The following is an 18,558-nucleotide window of genomic DNA, read 5'->3' on the forward strand; positions in this document are numbered from 1 at the left end:
AATGAGATTGATTTAGATTCGTTTTTAGAAAAAATAACGATGCTAAAATCAAAAGTTACTTCATTGGTCCTGTCACTTGTTTTGCTTGGCTTGATGTCCTGTTCAAGGGATTTCTATTTCCAAAATAATAAAGCTCATAAGGCTCAAGTTAAGGAGACTACAGCGATTCTATTGGCAGAACCTGCTACCAAAGCACAAAGCCCCAATGACAGTTTGGTGATCAATGATCAATGGATTGGCACGACCAATTTTAGCATTCGAAAGCCCAATTTTGTGGTAATTCATCATACGGCACAAGAGTCTCTGGATCAAACTATCAAAACCTTTACTGTCAAAAGAACTTCTGTGAGTTCTCATTATGTGATCAGTCGTGATGGCGAGGTAGTTCAGATGCTGAATGATTACCTCCGTTCTTGGCATGCAGGAAGGGGAAGATGGGGAAATGACACAGATCTCAACTCTTCCTCTATTGGAATTGAATTGGATAATAACGGTTCGGAATATTTCAGCGAAATGCAAATTGAAAGCTTGTTGAAGCTTTTGAAAATACTAAAAGGAAAGTACAATATCCCTACTGCCAACTTCATTGGACACGCGGATTTGGCACCAGGTAGAAAGGTCGACCCAAGTCCTTATTTTCCGTGGAAAATATTGGCCGATGAAGGCTACGGATTTTGGTTTGACGAGGCAATCATGCAACCTGGATTTGTTGGTGAATTGCCAGAAAACTTCAATCCTATAGATGCCTTGAGAATCATCGGATACGATGTCACCGACCCCAAAGCAGCCATTCAATCTTTCAAAATTCACTTCACTAAAAGGGATATTGAAAAGCCTGAATTGACTGAATTGGATCAATTGATTTTGTACGATTTGTATCTGAAGTACAGGTAGGAAGGAATATCTCCCTCAAAGACGCAAAGGTGATTTTTTCTCCCGGAGACGCAACGGCGCAGATTGACACAAATCACACTAGTCGAACTCTCTCGCAGAGAGGCAAAAAGTTTGTCGCTTATTTCGCCGAAGGCATTTCTTCAATCTAACTGGCGAAGCCTATCTTCATGAATAATGTATTTCAGCAAAGCTATATTTCCTCTGTATTTCGCGTAGCGTATTTCAAACTGTTTCCCACTGATCTACATAGAGAAATTCACAGATTTCCACAGATTCTAATCCAATAAACCTCCCACTAAGAGGCATAGACCTTATCCCTCATCTCGCCCTAGGCATATCTTCAATTTATCTACTGAAGGCATAACTTTTCAAACCATTTATTTCAACCAAGCTGTATTTCTAGGTATTTTCCGTAGCCTATTTCTATTCTTACTGAATCAATTTACCAAGCAAGTTTCTAACCTGTCTAAATGATTTGATATTGTAATTAGCTTGTGTATAAGCATAGCCCACGCGGATAGAATAAGCGTTTTTAGGCATGGCTTTGAACGTATCTTCATCTGTCCAGTCATCTCCGATTGCCAAGATAAAATCATATTCATTCCCTTTCATCAAAGCGGTAGCAGCTCGACCTTTGTTGATGTCTGGTCTTTTGATCTCCAAAACCATATTTCCTTCCAAAACCTGAAGATTGTGACCTCTTGCCATATATTTCAAGTGGCTAAACAATTCCCGCATACGAAGGTCTCCAAGTCCACTTTCCACTTTTCTATAGTGCCAAACCAAGGAGTGGTGCTTTTCTTCAATAAAGGCTCCCGGAGTCCTTAAAACATAATATTCCATAACCTGGCGTATATCATCTTTCCAGCTGTCATCCACCTCGGCATAAAGCTCCCAATCACCTTGGTTATCCTTTTTCTTCACCCAAACACCATGCTCAGCAATCATATCAATTTTTTGACCTTTAAACCAGGTACCGAGGGTATCCTTATCCCGACCGGAAATAATTACCACTTCGGCTTTTTCACTCAGTCCCTTGACAATAGCCTTCAACTCAGCATCCGGTTTGGCATCTTGAGGATTGGCAGTAAACCCGGTCAAGGTTCCATCATAATCCAAAAATAGAATTGGTTTTTTGGCGGCCTTGAAACTCTTTTGTATTTCCGAAACCACCTTACTATCAACATCTTTGGAGGTTAATTCAGCTTGTTTCTCCTTGACGTGCTCAATTCGGTCCATAAAGACCTTCACCCATTGGAAAATATCATACTTTTTCAAGCTTTCCTGCATGGAGGAGATTCTAGCTTTTTGCTCTGCAGGCTTCATTTGAAGTGCTTCATAAATCGCATCAACCACTCCTTGCTGATCGTTTGGATTCACCAATACAGCATCCTGAAGTTCTTTGGAAGCACCAGCCATTTCAGAAAGAATCAGCACGCCAGTTTGATCCGTTTTACTGGCCACGAATTCCTTACAAACCAGATTCATTCCGTCACGAAGAGGTGTCACCAAGGCAATGTCTGACATGCTATAAAAAGCACTCAACTCCTCAAAGGGAAAGCTTCTATAGAAATAATGAACAGGAACCCAGTTTAATGTTGAGTAGTCTGAATTCATCCGACCTACTAATAAATCAATCTCCTCTTTCAACTCTTTATAAGACTGGACTTTGTCTCTGCTTGGCACCACGATCATAATCATGGACACCTTGCCATGAAGCTCTTTATGATCTTTGAGAAGCTGATTGAAGGCCTGAAGTCGCTGCGGAATCCCTTTCGAATAATCCAGACGGTCAATAGTGATAATCAGTTTTTGATCACTTACTTGTTGTCTAAATTCTTTGACAATATTTTGAGTTTTTCTGCTCTTCGCCTGCTTGGCAAACTTGTCGTAATCAATCCCCATTGGGAAGGAATCCACATTAATAATACGATTTTCAGCCTGCAAGTAGCCACTTTCATTAGAGAGCCCAGTGATTCGGTTGACAGCACTCAAAAAGTGTCTCATATCATCATAGGTATGAAAACCTATCAAATCTGCTCCACAAACTCCTTCTAGCAATTGCTTTCTCCATGGTATCATTCGCAAGATCTCATAAGATGGAAAAGGAATATGTTGAAAAAAGGCAATCGTTGCATTAGGCAGCACTTCTCTCAACATCTGAGGAAGTAATAGCAATTGGTAATCATGGACCCAGATGGTGTCATCGGGATCAGCTCTTTTCAGGATGGCATCACAAAATTTTTGATTTACACGCACATAAGCCTCCCAATGCTCGGGATTATAAATCATGAATTGCGTAAAGTAATGAAATGCCGGCCATAGACATTCATTACTAAAGCCCTCATAAAATTGCTCTACATCTTCTTTGGACAAGAAAACGGGAGCCATTTTTAATTCATGAAGCTCTAAAATAATTTCTGCTCTTTGCTCAGGATCATCAACTGTATTTCCTGGCCATCCAATCCAAATATTTTCTCCTGTTTTATAAATAGACCCTAAGCCTGTTGCTAAGCCTCCTGCAGAAGGCTTGAATTCGAAACGCCCGTTTCGATGACGCAAAGAAATAGGTAGTCGGTTGGATACGATAATGGTTTTTGCCATGGTGGTTATGATATAAAAAGGTAATTAGGGAAGGTTCCCTCAAAACGGCGATAAGCTTAAATATAGGCAAAACTAGGGGGAATCGGGAGGAAAAAAGCCTTAAATAATTAATTGATCACAGTCCCTTAACGCAAAAAGCCCCGGTTTTCCCCGAGGCTTTTCTACCATTTATACTAAATCAAATTACAGTCCGAAAGCTGCTTTGATTTTATCAACATAGTCGAGTTTTTCCCATGTAAACAACTCAACCTCAAGAGTAATCTCATCTCTATATGGAGATACAAAAGTTTTGGTAACCACCTCATTTGTTCTACCCATATGTCCATAAGCAGCTGCCTCTTCATAGATAGGATTTCTTAACTTCAATCTTTGCTCAATCGCATAAGGTCTCATATCGAAAAGCTCTTCGATTTTCTTCGCGATTTCCCCATCTGTCATCCCAACTTTAGAAGTACCATAGGTATTTACATAAATCCCCATTGGAGCTGCAACACCAATTGCATAAGACACCTGAACCAAAACCTCATCAGCTACTCCAGCAGCAACCAAGTTTTTGGCAATGTGGCGAGTTGCATAGGCTGCAGATCTATCTACTTTAGATGGATCTTTACCAGAGAATGCTCCACCACCGTGAGCTCCTTTTCCACCGTAGGTATCAACGATGATTTTTCTACCTGTCAAACCAGTGTCTCCGTGAGGACCACCGATCACAAATTTCCCGGTAGGGTTGATATGATATTTAATGTCTGAAGTGAATAGCTTTTGCAATTCAGGCTTCAACTTCGCCTTCACTCTTGGAATCAAAATCGAAATAATATCAGATTTGATTTTAGCAAGCATTGCTTCCTCCTCATCGAAATCATCATGCTGAGTAGAAACTACAATCGCTTCAATCCTCTGAGGAACATTATCATCAGAATACTCGATGGTAACCTGAGCCTTGGAATCAGGACGAAGGTAAGTGATCTCTTTGCACTCTCTTCTCAATTCAGCAAGCTCTTTCAATAGCATGTGAGATAGATCCAAAGCTAGAGGCATGTAGTTTTCAGTTTCGTTGGTCGCGTAACCAAACATCATTCCCTGATCACCGGCACCTTGCTCCTCGGGAGTAGTTCTATCAACACCTTGATTGATATCTGCAGACTGCTCATGAATAGCAGACAAAACACCACAAGAATGTCCTTCGAACATGTAATCTGACTTGGTATAACCAATTCTGTTGATCACATCACGAGCGATTTTTTGTACGTCCAAGTAAATCTCTGATTTCACTTCACCCGCCAATACTACTTGTCCAGTGGTTACCAATGTTTCACAGGCTACTTTAGAATTGGGATCAAATGCCAAAAAGTTATCAATCAATGCATCTGAAATTTGGTCAGCAATTTTGTCAGGATGACCCTCAGAAACTGACTCTGAGGTAAATAGATATGCCATAAACTTACGTTCTAATACGATTCTCTAAGAAAGCCCAAAAATAGCGGTTAAGGTTCAAATAAAAAACTTAACTAGTAACGTTACTGGCACACAATTGTTATTTTCGGAAGAACGGCTTTCTCATGAATTTCCTTATCAGAGTTATATTCAAAAAGCAAAGATTTAGTATTCTCAAATCCCAACCTATGAAATCAAGAATTTTCCTTTCTCTGATCATCCTTTTCTCATTTATCTTTTCATCACAGGCTACAGTTGAAAAAAATGAATATCCTGATTTGGTTAAATTATTTCATGAATGGCGATCATTTGAAAACCCACCACTTTTGGACGGGGCTCCTGATTATAGAAGAGAAACCTTTGAAAAGCGGCAGCCTAAATTCACGCAACTTCAGACTCAGCTTTTAGCTATAGATACCACCGGCTGGTCAATCAGTCAACAAGTAGATTGGCGTTTGGTTTGGGCTGAAATGAATGGCTATGATTTTAATTACCGAATTCTGAAACCGTGGGAAAGAGATCCTGCATTTTATAAAACACTCTGGACAGAAAGGAGCGATGTACCAGCGCATGAAGGCCCCACCCATCACGGTGTCATTGACCTGTGGAAATATGAATTTCCTCTAGATAAGACAGATAGGGAAAAGCTTCTTGAAGGATTAAAATCTATTCCGGCATTTAATGATCAAGCAAAAATCAATCTCATTGGTAATGCCAAAGAGCTCTGGGCTGCAGGAATTCCAAGCATTCAAGTTCAAGCGGACGAATTACTAAAAATCCTTGAATTGCCAGGTGTATCAAATGATTCGGAATTAGTTTTAGCTATAAAAGAGGCAAGCTCTTCCACAGAAGAATTGGTCAAATGGCTCAATGAAATAGCGCCAACTAAAACTGGCCCATCCGGAATCGGTAAAGAAAATTATACCTGGTACCTTCAGAATGTTCATTTGATTCCTTTGACTTGGGAAGATGAAGTAATGATTTTGAAAAGAGAGTTGGCAAGAGCTTGGTCTTCTCTCAAATTGGAAGAACATAAAAATCAAGGTTTGCCTGAGTTGAAAGACGCTAGCTCTCCAGAAGAATTTGACTTGATGGCAGAGAAATCAATTCGGAGTCTTTTGGATTTCTTGGATCAAAAGCAAATTGTAACCGTCAAGGATTACTTCGAACCAGCGATGCGGGAACATATGGGTTCTTTTATCCCAAAAGAAAAAAGAAACTTCTTTTCCATCGGCATGCACTATGATCCACGCCCTTTGTATTCCCATTTCTACCATTGGTTTGAGCTGGCCAGAATGGATCTGGAACCTCATGAAAGTGAGATCAGGAGAGAACCTCTTCTTTATAATATTTGGGATTCAAGAAATGAGGGAACCGCTACAGCAGTTGAGGAAATATTCATGCATGCAGGTCTGTATGAAGATTCCCCTCGCTCACGAGAAATTGTCTATATCATGATCGCTCAAAGAGCTGCCAGAGGATTGGGTTCCCTTTATGCCCAGGCCAATGAGATGACGATGGTCGAAGCTGGAGGCATTCATTCCAACTTTACACCAAGAGGCTGGATGAAAACGGAAAAAGAACTACTACTTTTTGAACAGCATCTATACATGAGACAGCCCGGGTATGGAAGCAGTTATATCACAGGAAAGTACTTATTGGAAGCCGCCCTAGCCGATTTTGCCAAAATGAAAGAGGAAAATGGAGAGGAATTTCAATTGAAGGACTTTTTTGATCAATTGAATAGTGTCGGAAGTATCCCTGTCTCTTTGAGCCATTGGCAAATGACAGGCATTGATCAGCAATGATTTTACCAAAAACATAAAAAATGGATTTGAATATCCCTTATTTTTTCCCAACCAGCCCTTCAGTCAACTCATTCATGGCTTTGACTTTATATTCGAAATCACCTTTTAGTGTATCTCTGTAAGCATGGAGGTTTTCCAACAAATCATCAATCTCCTCGGGCAACACCTCTTCTAATAGCTGTCTCAATCTTTTGGCCGTAGTAGGAGATTTTCCATTAGTGGAGATCGCTATTTTCAGGTTTCCCTTCGTCACAATTCCTCCTAAATAGAAATCACAAAGCTCTGGTGTATCCGCCACATTGACTAAAATAAACCTCTCTTTTGCATCATTTCGGATTTGCAGATTCACCTTTTTAACATCAGTGGCTGCAATGACAATATGCTTTCCTCCTAGATACTTTTCGTGGTATGCATCCTCGATCAAAGTCACTGAATCTTTCCCCGTAGCCAATTCCATAAAATCAGCATTGAACTCTTTGGCAACAACTGTCACCTGAGCCTCGGGGCTTGATTTGAGTAAAAAGCTCAATTTCTCTGTCCCAACATTGCCTCCACCAATTAGCAACACATTGAGTTCATGAACTTTTAGGAAAATTGGATATAAATGATTCATAGGATATTGCGAAGAGATTAAATCCAAACTATCAAAAAAACCTGAATCTATCATCCAGGTTTTCAGCTTTCTACTTCAATACTTTTATTTACGGCCTGTTTGCTTGAGCATCAACCAAAATTGCTTCACGATACACTTCTGCAAGTTTCAAGCTTTCTCTGACAACCTCTCCAACGATAATGATAGCAGGTGACTGAACCTGATTTTCTTGAGCTTTTGGCAAAATATCTCCAATCACACCAGCGGTGATCTTTTCATCTCTGGTCGTCCCATTTTGGATGATCGCAATTGGTAAATTGTCTTTTCCCGCATTTTTGTAGACCTCTACAATTTCAGGAAGCTTTTGAGTCCCCATCAAAATCACAACAGTTGCCGAAGACTGAGCAGACAAACGAACGTCATTTGACAATTTTCTAGCTGAGGTGGTGCCTGTGATCACCCAAAAGCTTTCAGAAACACCCCTTTTGGTAACTGGAATTCCCGCCATTGCCGGAACAGCAATAGAAGAAGTAATTCCTGGTACTACATGGGTAGAAACTCCGAAGCTCTCGATATAATCAATTTCCTCAGAACCTCTTCCAAAAACAAAGGGGTCTCCACCTTTTAGGCGCACTACATGTCCATGCTTTTTGGCCATGCTTACGCAAAGCTGATTCGTGTCTTCCTGTGGAAGGGAATGCTTCCCAACTCTTTTACCGACAAATACCTTCAAGGCAGTTTCCGGAGCATGCTTTAGCAATACCGGATCGATCAAAGCATCATATAAAACCACATCCGCGGTATTCAATGCCAAAATCGCCTTCAGCGTGATCAATTCAGGGTCTCCTGGACCTGCACCAACCAAAGTCACTTTAGGATGAATTATTTCCCTCATGCCTCTACCTCCTCTTCTCTGTAGTTTTTCAAAACTTGATATACCTCCAATGCTTGAACGGCATAAGCTTTTGCAAATTCTTCAGAAGGTTCATGATTTTTGATTTCGTAAACCTTATCTGCGAAAGATTGACCCAAATTCACCTTCCCGGTTTCAACAAACTTCTCATCAAACAGAGAGATGATATTGGCATAGCTATTTGTACTCACATCTTCACCTAAAAGCAATGCTTTCGCGGCATTGATCAAACCTGCATAATGATGATAAATACTATCTGACCAGCGCCCACTGTCTAGTGCTTCCTGACCTAGATCCAATTTTTCTTTTGCTTCCAGAAGCAAAGTAGCCACTAAATCGATCACAACTCCAGCACATTCACCAACACCCACTGCCACTTCGTAATTCTCCTCTCTTCCCCAGTCGATTCTATCAGCTTCTGTTACTTTTGCAGGATCCGCCAATTCTTTGATCAATTCATAGAAATAGATCTGTCCTTTTTCATCGTAATAACTCAAGAAGTCCAAATCACCAGAATTTGCTTCAAAATCATTCAATAGAATCCGCAATGCATCTGGACCTCTGCGGCTAGGAATCTTAGTCACTTTATCAGCAAATCTTCCATTGCCATCACCTTGATTTCCGCCTCCCAAAAGAACCTGAAGTGCTGGAATCACTGTTTTCCCTACTCTCATGGACATCCCCTGGAAACCGATATGAGCCATATTGTGTTGACCACAGGCATTCATACAGCCAGAGATTTTAATGACCAAATCTTTGTTTTTCAAATACTGCGGATATTCATCCAAAATCACTTTTTCCAATTCCACAGCAATACCTGTTGAACTGGCAATTCCCAAATTACAGGTATCCGTTCCAGGGCAGGCTGTGATATCTCCCAGCGAATCATAACCTCTTTCAGCCAAGCCGATTTTTTTCAATTCCTGATAGAAATAAGGAACCAAATCCTCTCTCACATCGCGAATCAAGAAATTCTGTCTCAAAGTGAATCTCACTTCATCATTGGCATATTTCTGCACTAAATCTGCTAATGCTCTCGCCTGAGAAATATAGAAATCTCCCAAAGGAACACGAACTCCTACAGCTACATATCCTGCCTGCTTTTGAGGCAATACATTGGTTTGCTTCCAAAGCTCAAAATCCAATCCCAACTCAGCATCCAATTCGGGTTTTTCAGGATTTGGAAGCTTTTGATCAGCTTCAGAATTTTCAAAATCCAAAGGATAAGAATGGAAAGGAAGTGCTTTTCTTTCTTGCTCTACCAATTCCAAAAAGGCCTCAAGTCCCAAATCTTTTACCAAGAATTTCATTCTGGCCTTATTCCTTCTGGCTCTTTCACCATGACGGTCAAAAATCCTTAGAACCACTTCAATCAATGGAATCAACTGATCAGTTTCCAAGAATTCAGCAATCACATCTCCATGTCTAGGCTGAGAACCTAATCCACCCCCCAACAACACTTTGAAACCACGAACTTCTTTCCCATCAATCGTTTTTACTTTCGGAATAAAGCCCAAATCATGCATGTATGCGAGTCCGGTATCTTCGTCAGATGAAGAGAAGGACATCTTGAACTTTCTACCCATTTCTTGACAGATAGGGTTTCTCAAAAAGTATTTGAAAGTAGCATCCGCGTAAGGTGTCACATCAAAAGGCTCATTTGGATCAATGCCCGCAGTTTCGGAAGCAGTCACATTTCTCACAGTGTTACCGCAAGCCTCACGTAGAGTCACATCATCCTTCTCCAATTCAGCCCACAACTCTGGAGTTCTGTCCAAGCTTACATAGTGAATCTGGATATCCTGTCTGGTGGTGATATGAAGTCTTCCAGTTGAATACTCTTCCGAAACTTTACAGATTCTTCTCAACTGATCTCCAGTCACCCGGCCATAAGGTAGTTTGATTCGGATCATCTGAACTCCAGGCTGTCTTTGACCATATACTCCTCGGGCTAGACGAAGACTTCTGAATTTTTCCTCATCAATTTTTCCCTCTTTGAATAGGGCGATTTTACGCTCCAATTCGAGAATATCCCGTTCTACTATCGGGTTTTCTATTTCAGTTCGAAAGCTTTGCATGGCGTAATAGTTTGATTTCCCTATCGGGAAAATAGGTTTTAGGTTGTTAGAAAAGTCCCGCAAAAGCGGGACAGGTTGTTAGGGTTAAATAGGTACTTTGGGTCCGCATTTCATCAGAAATGCACATTAATCGATAAAACCGACACTTATGGTATCAAAGCTCCCTTCATCGATCAGGATAAAGGAACCATTAGATTTATTGCTTTTATAAGAATCTACATGGATGGGCTTGCTCAATCTAAATTGAACCCTTCCGATATCATTTAGTTTCAATTGTTCCGTCTGTTCAGTTCCGGAAAAATCAGCATGGATTTTTTCTTCTATTCGGTCCACTTTCGCCAAAACACGGTTGACACCATGCTGTAGGATGTACTTTTGACCAACTTTCAGAGCTTTGGAATTAACTTGGCAAAGAGTCGCGGTCAAAGATTTATCACTTTTAGGTTCCTCTCCGACTTTGACAATCATATCCCCTCTGCTACAATCCACCTCATCTTCCAGCGTGATTGTAATTGACGAGCCCGGAGCGGCTTCTTCAAGCTCTTGATCAAAAAAATGGATGCCTTTGATCGTTGACTCATTTCCTGATGGAAGCAATGCTACTTTATCTCCCACTTTCAGGGAATTGCCATATAGCTTTCCTGAAAACCCTCTAAAGTCATGATAAGCCTCGGTCTTAGGGCGAACTACATATTGGACGGGGAATCTGGCAACAGAGCTTTCCTGCAAGTCATTGGGTTCTAAAACCTCCAAATGATCCAACAAGGTATTGCCCACATACCAAGGCATATGTTCAGATTCGCGGGTTACGTTTTCACCTTTCAAAGCAGATACAGGAATGAAAGTAATCTGATCTTCACCGAAGTCGCTTTTTACTACTAATTCATCAAAATCAGCCTTGATTTTCGAAAAGACTTCTTCTGAATAGTCGACCAAGTCCATTTTGTTGACAGCCACCACCACATGACTCATACGAAGCAGGTTGGAGATAAAAAAATGACGGTAAGTCTGCTCAATCACACCTTTTCTAGCATCGATCAAAATAATTGCTACTTGAGAAGTGGAAGCTCCTGTAACCATGTTTCGGGTATATTCCACATGACCCGGAGTGTCAGCTACAATGAAATTGGTTTTGGAGGTATTGAAGTAGATATGAGCCACATCAATGGTGATCCCTTGCTCCCTCTCTGCAACCAATCCATCGGTAGCCAAAGAGAAATCAAGGTAATCATACCCCCTTTGCTTCGAGTTTTTCTCGATAGCCTCGATTTTATCTGTTGTCAAAGAATGGGTATCATAAAGCAATCGCCCGATCAGCGTACTTTTTCCATCATCCACTGATCCAGCAGTAGCGATTTTGATGAGTTTTCTTCCTTGTATATCCATTTTGTATCATTTTGAAATACAGTTGAAACACTTGGAAATAAGCCTCACTGCGTTCGGCGAAATACTAAAAACATCTGTTGAGTATTTCGTCCCGCTGGCGGGACCTATTTCAATGTTATTTCAATTGTTTTTGTATAGGAATTCTTTTGATATTCCTTTTGTCTCGATTTTTAAAAATACCCTACCTTTTTCCTTGTCTCCATCGCTGCTTCTGATCGCTTGTCATCGATTCTAGCTCCTCGCTCAGAAATGGTAGACTCTCTGATTTCAGCAACCACATCATCCAAAGAAAGAGCCTCAGATAATACAGCCGCCGTACAAGTCATATCTCCTACGGTCCGGAATCGAACCCACTTTTCAACCACCTCTTCATGCTCCTCACGGAAGACATGCTCATTGGCTGTCCAAATCAATCCATCTCTAAAAAAGACATCTCTTTTATGTGCGAAATAGATACTTGGTATCTCAATATTTTCAGTTCTGATATACTCCCATACATCCAGTTCAGTCCAGTTGGAAATTGGGAAAACTCGTACGTTTTGACCCAAATGGATCTTCCCGTTAAGCATATCAAAAAGCTCTGGTCTCTGGTTTTTCTCATCCCATTGCCCAAAATCATCTCTTACAGAAAAAACACGCTCTTTAGCTCTAGCCTTCTCTTCGTCTCTTCTAGCACCACCAATACATGCGTCAAACTTGAACTCTTCAATCGCATCCAATAGCGTGGTAGTCTGGAGAGAATTTCTGCTTGCATAACGACCTCTTTCTTCACGAACTTTTCCCTGATCGATTGCATCCTGAACGTTTCTAACGATCAATTCCAATCCCAACTCTTCCACCAATTTATCTCTGAATTCAATGGTTTCAGGGAAATTGTGACCAGTATCCACATGCAATAATGGGAATGGGATTTTGGCAGGGAAAAAGGCTTTTTGAGCCAATCTCACCAAAGTAATGGAGTCCTTTCCACCTGAAAAAAGCAAAACTGGACGCTCAAACTGCGCAGCCACTTCCCGAAGGATGTGGATCGATTCTGCTTCTTTGGGGTTTGGTATAAATAGGTTTGACATTAGTATATACAATTTTTGATTTACGATTTCCGCTTTCTTCGATATTCGAAATTCAGCGTTCATCATTCACTATTCCTTATTTTTTGGTAGACTAAACACCCTAATGGTAATTTTCATTTTCGAATTACGAATGCTGACTACCGAAGTCTTCTGCCTTGTATCTAATATTTTGGATCTTATTTTGCGTGCAAGCCGCACTCTTTTTTGGAATCTTCCCACCACCATCTGCCGGCTCTTGCATCCTCTCCTGGAAGAATCGCTCTCGTACAAGGCGCACAACCGATACTAATAAAACCTTTGTCATGAAGCGGGTTATAAGGAATTCCCTTTTCCTCGATGTAGGCGATCATTTGATCGTAGCTCCAATCCAAAAGAGGGTTATACTTGAAGATCTGATTGCCTTCATCCCACTCGATTCGCTTCATGCCACTTCTATTGGCACTTTGCTCCGCTCTAAGACCCGTTACCCAAACCTCATTGCCAGCCAAAGCACGCTTTAAAGGCTCCACTTTTCTGACGTAGCAACATGATTTTCTATTTTCTACAGAATTGTAAAATCCATTGATCCCCTGTTCAGCAACTAGGCCTTCAACAGACTCTCTCTCTGGATAATAAACTTGAATTCGGGTATTATACTTGCTTTCGGTACGTGCCAAAAGCTCTAAAGTCTCAGGAAATAATCTCCCTGTGTCCAAAGAGAATATTTTAACGGGTATTTGATTTTGGGCGATCAATTGGGTAATCACCTGATCTTCTTGTCCCAATGAAGTTGAAAAGACAACTTTCCCTGGAAACAAATCAGCAATCAAAGCTAACCCTTCCTGAGCACTCAACTGGTCTAATTGTGATTCTAGCTCAAGCATATTTTTCTTCTGTTTCATTTGCTTCTGCTTTTGGAGAAATTTCCCAAACTCTCTCGTGTAGGTAATACAAAATGATTTTAGAGAACACCTCTACAGAACCGATTGAAAGTGCCATTACAAATTCCCCAGTTACGAAATAGGAAATAATGATGGTATCAATTGTCCCGACAATTCTCCAAGAAATGGACTTGAGGAGGCTTTTGGCATTGCTGTCTTTTCCAGACTTGCTTGCAAAGAGTTTCTTAAGTGGCTGGTCTAAAATCATACAGGTTTCAACGAGAGTAAAGCACAAAAGTATATAAACCCTATTTATTTTATAGGGTTTATTGGTAAAAAATTTTGTTAAGTTTTCAAAATATCTTCTAACGTCTTGTTTTCCAGTATTTTAAGAGTCTCGTCTCTTACCTGAATCATCACCTTATTGATCCCACAAGTCACCTCGTCTTTACACTCATCGCAAGGTTCGTAGTAGTTTAAGCTCACGCAAGGGAGTAATGCAATAGGGCCATCCAATAGTCGAATAACTTTCGAAAGCGGAATATCTTTGGGTTCTTTAATCAGGTAGTAACCACCACCTTTTCCTTTTTTACTTCCCAAGATTCCCGCCTTTTTCAGTTCCAGCAGAATGTTTTCTAAAAATTTATGGGAAATCCCATGTTCTTCGGCGATATCCTGTATCAAAACAGTCTTTTCTTCACGGTGCTTGCCCAGGTATGTCAGGGCATGTAGGGCATATTTGGTCTTTTTGGAAAGCATTACCAAAAATAATCTTTTTTGGCATATACCCTAGTACGGTAGTGGGGAATTAGAATAAATCTAATTAAAGTCAAAAAACCTCCGATCCCAAAAAGGAACCGGAGGTTTTCAAATATTTATTCCCTTGAAGGGTTGGTTAATAGATTAAAGCATCTCAACGCTTCTTTTTACAAATGCAGTTAGGTCTTTACCAGTCAAAAGGCCTTGAGAAAGCTTCGCCAAGTCAAAGGCTTGCTTCGCCAATTGGATCTGAGCTTCTTCTCCATCCGCTTTCAAAATCTTATCAACAACTGGGTGGTTACCATTGATAGCTACTTTATAGTTATCAGGCATCTGTCCGTAGAAACTCATCGGACCTCCACCAGTCTGTGCCATGTCTTTCATTCGACGCATCCACTCTTCCATCGTGATGGTCACTGGAAGTTCTTCAGGACTTAGACCTTCTACTTCTACAGTATAGGTTTGGTTTCCGATTGCCTTATCAAACAATTCCTTCACTTGCTTGCTCTGATCTTCAGTCAGCAAGTTGGCATAGGAATCTTCCTTCTGGATCAATTTCTCAACCACATCTGCATCCACACGCTTCATCTGGACTTTTTCCATCTTGGTCTCTATGTTCTGGATAAAGTGGCTATCAATCGGAGAATCCATCACCAACACATCATAATCCTTTTTATTGGCAGATGCGATAAAGCTATCCTGCTTTTCTACATCCGTTGCATACAAGAAAATAGTGGTGTCATTCTTATCCGTCTGAATCGCCTTTACTTTCTCCTTGTATTCATCCATGGTGAAGAATTCCCCTTTGGTGTTTTCCAAAAGTGTGAAGTCTTTTCCTTTTTCGTAGAACTTGTCTTCGGAAATCATTCCGTATTTCACGAACAAGCCGATATCGCTCCACTTCTCTTCATATGCTTTTCTGTCCTTTTTGAACAATTCAGCTAATTTATCAGCAACTTTCTTGGTAATGTAGTTATTGATCTTTTTCACATTGCCATCAGCCTGCAAGAAGCTTCGGGACACGTTCAAAGGAATATCCGGAGAGTCAATCACCCCGTGAAGCAACATCAAGAATTCAGGAACGATATCCTTCACCTCATCCGTGATGAATACCTGACGGCTGAATAGTTTGATTTTATTGCGTTGCAATTCGAAGTCATTCTTGACTTTCGGGAAGTACAATACTCCTGTCAGGTTGAATGGATAATCCACATTCAAATGAATCCAGAAAAGCGGATCCTCAGACATCGGATATAGCTCCTTGTAGAAAGCCAAGTAGTCCTCATCCTTTAAATCACTTGGTGACTTGGTCCAGATTGGAGAAGTCGTGTTGATGATATTATCAACTTCTACAGACTTGTATTTCTTCTCGCCTTTGTCATCCACTCCATCTTCAACGGATTCGGTTTTGGTTCCAAACTTGATCGGAACTGGCAAGAATTTGCAGTATTTGTCCAAGATTCCCTGAAGCTTCCACTTGTCCAAGAATTCTTCAGAATCCTCATTGACATGCAATATGATATCAGTTCCTCTTTCTTTTCTTTTGCCTTTTTTGATCTCGAACTCAGTACTTCCATCACAAGTCCAAATCGCAGGCTCAGCACCTTCCTGGTAAGAAAGTGTGTGAATTTCCACTGTTTTGGCAACCATAAAAGCAGAATAGAAACCCAAACCAAACTTACCGATGATCTCATTGGCATCTTTGGCATCTTTGAATTTCTCCACAAACTCAGTTGCACCGGAGAAAGCAATCTGATTGATATACTTTTTGATCTCCTCAGCTGTCATCCCCAGACCTTTGTCAGAAATGGTGATGGTCTTCTTTTTCTCATCAAAGGAAACCTCAACTGTGATGTCTCCTAGCTCCCCTTTGTACTGACCGAGCGTCGCGAGTCTTTTGATTTTCTGCGTCGCATCCACTGCGTTGGATACTAGCTCACGAAGAAAAATCTCATGGTCAGAGTACAAGAATTTTTTAATGATCGGGAAAATGTTCTCGGTATGGATCGAGATGGTACCTTTTTCCTGCATGGGTATAAATCAGTTTAGTTAATACAATAATTGACAAAGGGGAATTATCAATGCCTGTTCCAAACCGAAAAAAATGACAAGTTGGCAGACCACTTGTATGACCAGCCTTTTAAAGACAAGACAGAACTATTTATAATATTTTGCATTTTATTTAGAATCGTTGAATTTTTCAGCTAAATTATTCAGCATAAGCAACTCGCTTTCAATCACTTTACCTTGATAACCAAACAGATCGAGATTATGAGAGATTGTATTTTTTAAATCATCTTTTTCTGAAAATGAATCAAAAAGAAAACGTATTCAAGCTATTCCCAAACATGGGCTTTTGGCTCATGCTTTTCATTCCATTGATCTTTGCTGGCTTTTATGTGACCTATTTCAGTCGCCTATCCCTTGAGTTGCCCAGCATCATGCATATCCACTTTGGGTTGATGAGCTGTTGGGTGGTGATGCTGATAATTCAGCCACTTTTGATTCGATATCGAAAGCTTGCCCTGCATCAATCGATCGGAAAGGCGAGCTATATCGTAGTTCCTCTCGTCATTATAAGCTCCTGGCTGATGATGCGACATTCTTATGGAGTTCAGTTTACTGCCCTAATTGGAGATATTGAAGCTGGTCTAACCGAATTGACACTTGACCAGGGAAAGTCCCAAATCGCAGCATTCATTTCCATTGCTTTCGTCTACCTGATATGGCTAGCTTGCTTTTATTCATTGGCGGTTGGCTATCGAAAAAACAAGTCTTTTCATGCAAGATTTATGATCGCCGCATCCTTGACCTTGATAGGCCCAACTGTGGATCGCATTCTTTTTTTCCTTTTTGGAATCTCAACAATTGTAGCCGATTTGCCAGTTGAGGTAGTAGGGTTTCTTTTTATCGACCTTCTCCTTTTGATCTTGATGATCAAAGACATCAAAAACAACAAATCAGCGATTCCATTTGGAGTCTCACTTGCCATTTACCTCTTTCTTCAAGTTTTTCACCTCTATTTTACTAAAAATGAAGCCTGGGGAAATTTCGTTTATCTCCTCTTAAATTAAACCCAATTCCCATATATGAAAAAGCACCTTATCCTGATTCTTTGCATTATAAATTTTGGATTATTGAAAGCCCAAGAGGTGCCAGAAATTCAAAAAAGAACTGTCACATTTTTAGAGACTTTAGATGAAAATCAGACAAATCAGGTTTTAATCTCTTTAAATGATAGCACCAGAACAAAATGGACCAATTTACCAATTGGCCTGGCGCCTAGATCCGGTCTTCAATACGCAGATTTCTCTGAAAAAAGCAAAATCGCTTTTCACAAGATATTGAGTGAGCTTTTAAGTTCTCAAGGCTACCTCAAGACATTTGCTATCATGCAGGTTGACGATATTCTTCATGAGCTATTTGAAATCAAATATAATCGTGGCGAAATGGATGACAACACCATCAAGATGATCCGAGGACTTAACTGGGATTATGGTAATTATTTCCTTGCAATTGCAGGTGATCCCAAAACTGACGAGCAGTGGGGCTTAAAATTCGAAGGCCATCACCTTTCTCTCAATTTGACAGTATCGGGTCAAGAATTCTCCATGACTCCACTTTTCTTGGGTTCAGATCCAGCAGTAGTTGAAGAAACTCAATACGCAGAATTAAGACCTTTGAGCAAAGAGGAGGATTATGGATTTTGGTTTGTCAATTCTCTAGATGATGCTCAAAAAGCAAAGGCCACGTTGGATGAAAAAGTACGCGGAGATATCATCACCAGTCCTGATCGACCTCAATGGCTGGAGACTTTCCAGGGAATCAAAGGCTCTGAGCTTTCAGAAAATCAAAGACAAATCCTACATTATTTGATTGAAGAATATGTAGCAAACCTGGATCATAAAAAAGCTGAGGAGTACTTGGCAAAACTCCACGCAACCGGAATGGATGAGGTCTACTTTGCATGGATTGGCAGCTACGAACCCATGAAAGCCCATTACTACATTATTCACAGTCCAGATTTCTTGATCGAATATGATAATGTCGGTTTCTTGGATAATGCGAATCATATCCATTCTATCTTCAGAGAAAAAGGAAATGATTTTGGAGAGGATGTGTTGAAAAACCATAGAATGGCTCACCATCATTAAATGAAA

The 18,558-nt window shown here is 40.5% G+C and carries 15 protein-coding genes; 4 read left to right on the forward strand and 11 right to left on the reverse strand.

The annotated features are described in order from the left end of the window. Positions 1-39 precede the first annotated feature (39 nt). Positions 40-894 (forward strand): N-acetylmuramoyl-L-alanine amidase, encoded by an 855-nt coding sequence (locus O0V13_RS00395; RefSeq protein WP_268033011.1) that lies wholly within the window; start codon positions 40-42, stop codon positions 892-894. A gap of 429 nt (positions 895-1,323) precedes the next feature. Here O0V13_RS00395 and O0V13_RS00400 read toward each other — a convergent pair whose 3' ends face one another. Together O0V13_RS00400 and metK are read right to left on the reverse strand one after the other, a co-directional pair. Next, on the reverse strand, positions 1,324-3,498 hold the full coding sequence (locus O0V13_RS00400) for a bifunctional alpha,alpha-trehalose-phosphate synthase (UDP-forming)/trehalose-phosphatase (RefSeq protein WP_268033012.1): 2,175 nt from the start codon (positions 3,496-3,498) through the stop codon (positions 1,324-1,326). A gap of 183 nt (positions 3,499-3,681) precedes the next feature. After that, positions 3,682-4,935 (reverse strand): methionine adenosyltransferase, encoded by a 1,254-nt coding sequence (gene metK, locus O0V13_RS00405; RefSeq protein WP_268033013.1) that lies wholly within the window; start codon positions 4,933-4,935, stop codon positions 3,682-3,684. A 185-nt stretch (positions 4,936-5,120) separates the two neighbouring features. Here metK and O0V13_RS00410 point away from each other — a divergent pair, with 185 nt between their 5' ends. Next, positions 5,121-6,740: a hypothetical protein gene (locus tag O0V13_RS00410; RefSeq protein ID WP_268033014.1), complete on the forward strand. Its 1,620-nt coding sequence runs from the start codon at positions 5,121-5,123 to the stop codon at positions 6,738-6,740. Between the two features lie 37 nt (positions 6,741-6,777). On the opposite strand, the gene O0V13_RS00415 is transcribed toward O0V13_RS00410, so the two are convergent. The 9 genes from O0V13_RS00415 to htpG form a co-directional block, all read right to left on the reverse strand. Continuing rightward, positions 6,778-7,353, reverse strand: a complete 576-nt coding sequence (locus tag O0V13_RS00415) for a precorrin-2 dehydrogenase/sirohydrochlorin ferrochelatase family protein (RefSeq protein ID WP_268033015.1) — start codon at positions 7,351-7,353, stop codon at positions 6,778-6,780. A gap of 88 nt (positions 7,354-7,441) precedes the next feature. Continuing rightward, positions 7,442-8,227: a uroporphyrinogen-III C-methyltransferase gene (gene cobA / locus O0V13_RS00420; RefSeq protein WP_268033016.1), complete on the reverse strand. Its 786-nt coding sequence runs from the start codon at positions 8,225-8,227 to the stop codon at positions 7,442-7,444. Next, on the reverse strand, positions 8,224-10,323 hold the full coding sequence (locus O0V13_RS00425) for a nitrite reductase (RefSeq protein ID WP_268033017.1): 2,100 nt from the start codon (positions 10,321-10,323) through the stop codon (positions 8,224-8,226). Before O0V13_RS00425 ends, cobA begins: the two co-directional genes overlap by 4 nt. 126 nt (positions 10,324-10,449) lie before the next feature. Then, entirely contained in the window at positions 10,450-11,709 is a 1,260-nt protein-coding gene (locus tag O0V13_RS00430) for a sulfate adenylyltransferase subunit 1 (RefSeq protein ID WP_268033018.1), read from the reverse strand. 170 nt (positions 11,710-11,879) lie between these two features. Then, positions 11,880-12,779 (reverse strand): sulfate adenylyltransferase subunit CysD, encoded by a 900-nt coding sequence (gene cysD / locus O0V13_RS00435; protein WP_268033019.1) that lies wholly within the window; start codon positions 12,777-12,779, stop codon positions 11,880-11,882. A gap of 176 nt (positions 12,780-12,955) precedes the next feature. Further along, complete coding sequence (locus tag O0V13_RS00440) at positions 12,956-13,660, reverse strand: phosphoadenylyl-sulfate reductase (RefSeq protein ID WP_268033020.1); 705 nt, start codon at positions 13,658-13,660, stop codon at positions 12,956-12,958. Next, the gene (locus O0V13_RS00445) at positions 13,635-13,907 is read right to left on the reverse strand and encodes a DUF2061 domain-containing protein (RefSeq protein WP_073571125.1); all 273 of its coding nucleotides are present in this window, start codon (positions 13,905-13,907) and stop codon (positions 13,635-13,637) included. The genes O0V13_RS00440 and O0V13_RS00445 overlap by 26 nt, the downstream gene beginning before the upstream one ends. A 77-nt stretch (positions 13,908-13,984) precedes the next feature. After that, positions 13,985-14,398, reverse strand: coding sequence for an RrF2 family transcriptional regulator (locus tag O0V13_RS00450; RefSeq protein WP_268033022.1), 414 nt, complete (start codon positions 14,396-14,398; stop codon positions 13,985-13,987). Between the two features lie 144 nt (positions 14,399-14,542). After that, positions 14,543-16,429, reverse strand: coding sequence for a molecular chaperone HtpG (htpG, locus tag O0V13_RS00455; RefSeq protein ID WP_268033023.1), 1,887 nt, complete (start codon positions 16,427-16,429; stop codon positions 14,543-14,545). A gap of 278 nt (positions 16,430-16,707) precedes the next feature. Here htpG and O0V13_RS00460 point away from each other — a divergent pair, with 278 nt between their 5' ends. Next, a complete protein-coding gene (locus O0V13_RS00460) occupies positions 16,708-17,472 on the forward strand; it encodes a hypothetical protein (protein WP_268033024.1) in 765 nt (254 codons plus the stop codon). A 15-nt stretch (positions 17,473-17,487) separates the two neighbouring features. Further along, positions 17,488-18,552 (forward strand): DUF3500 domain-containing protein, encoded by a 1,065-nt coding sequence (locus O0V13_RS00465; RefSeq protein ID WP_268033025.1) that lies wholly within the window; start codon positions 17,488-17,490, stop codon positions 18,550-18,552. Positions 18,553-18,558 lie beyond the last annotated feature (6 nt).

Source organism: Algoriphagus sp. PAP.12 (assembly GCF_026652115.1).
Lineage (GTDB): Bacteria > Bacteroidota > Bacteroidia > Cytophagales > Cyclobacteriaceae > Algoriphagus.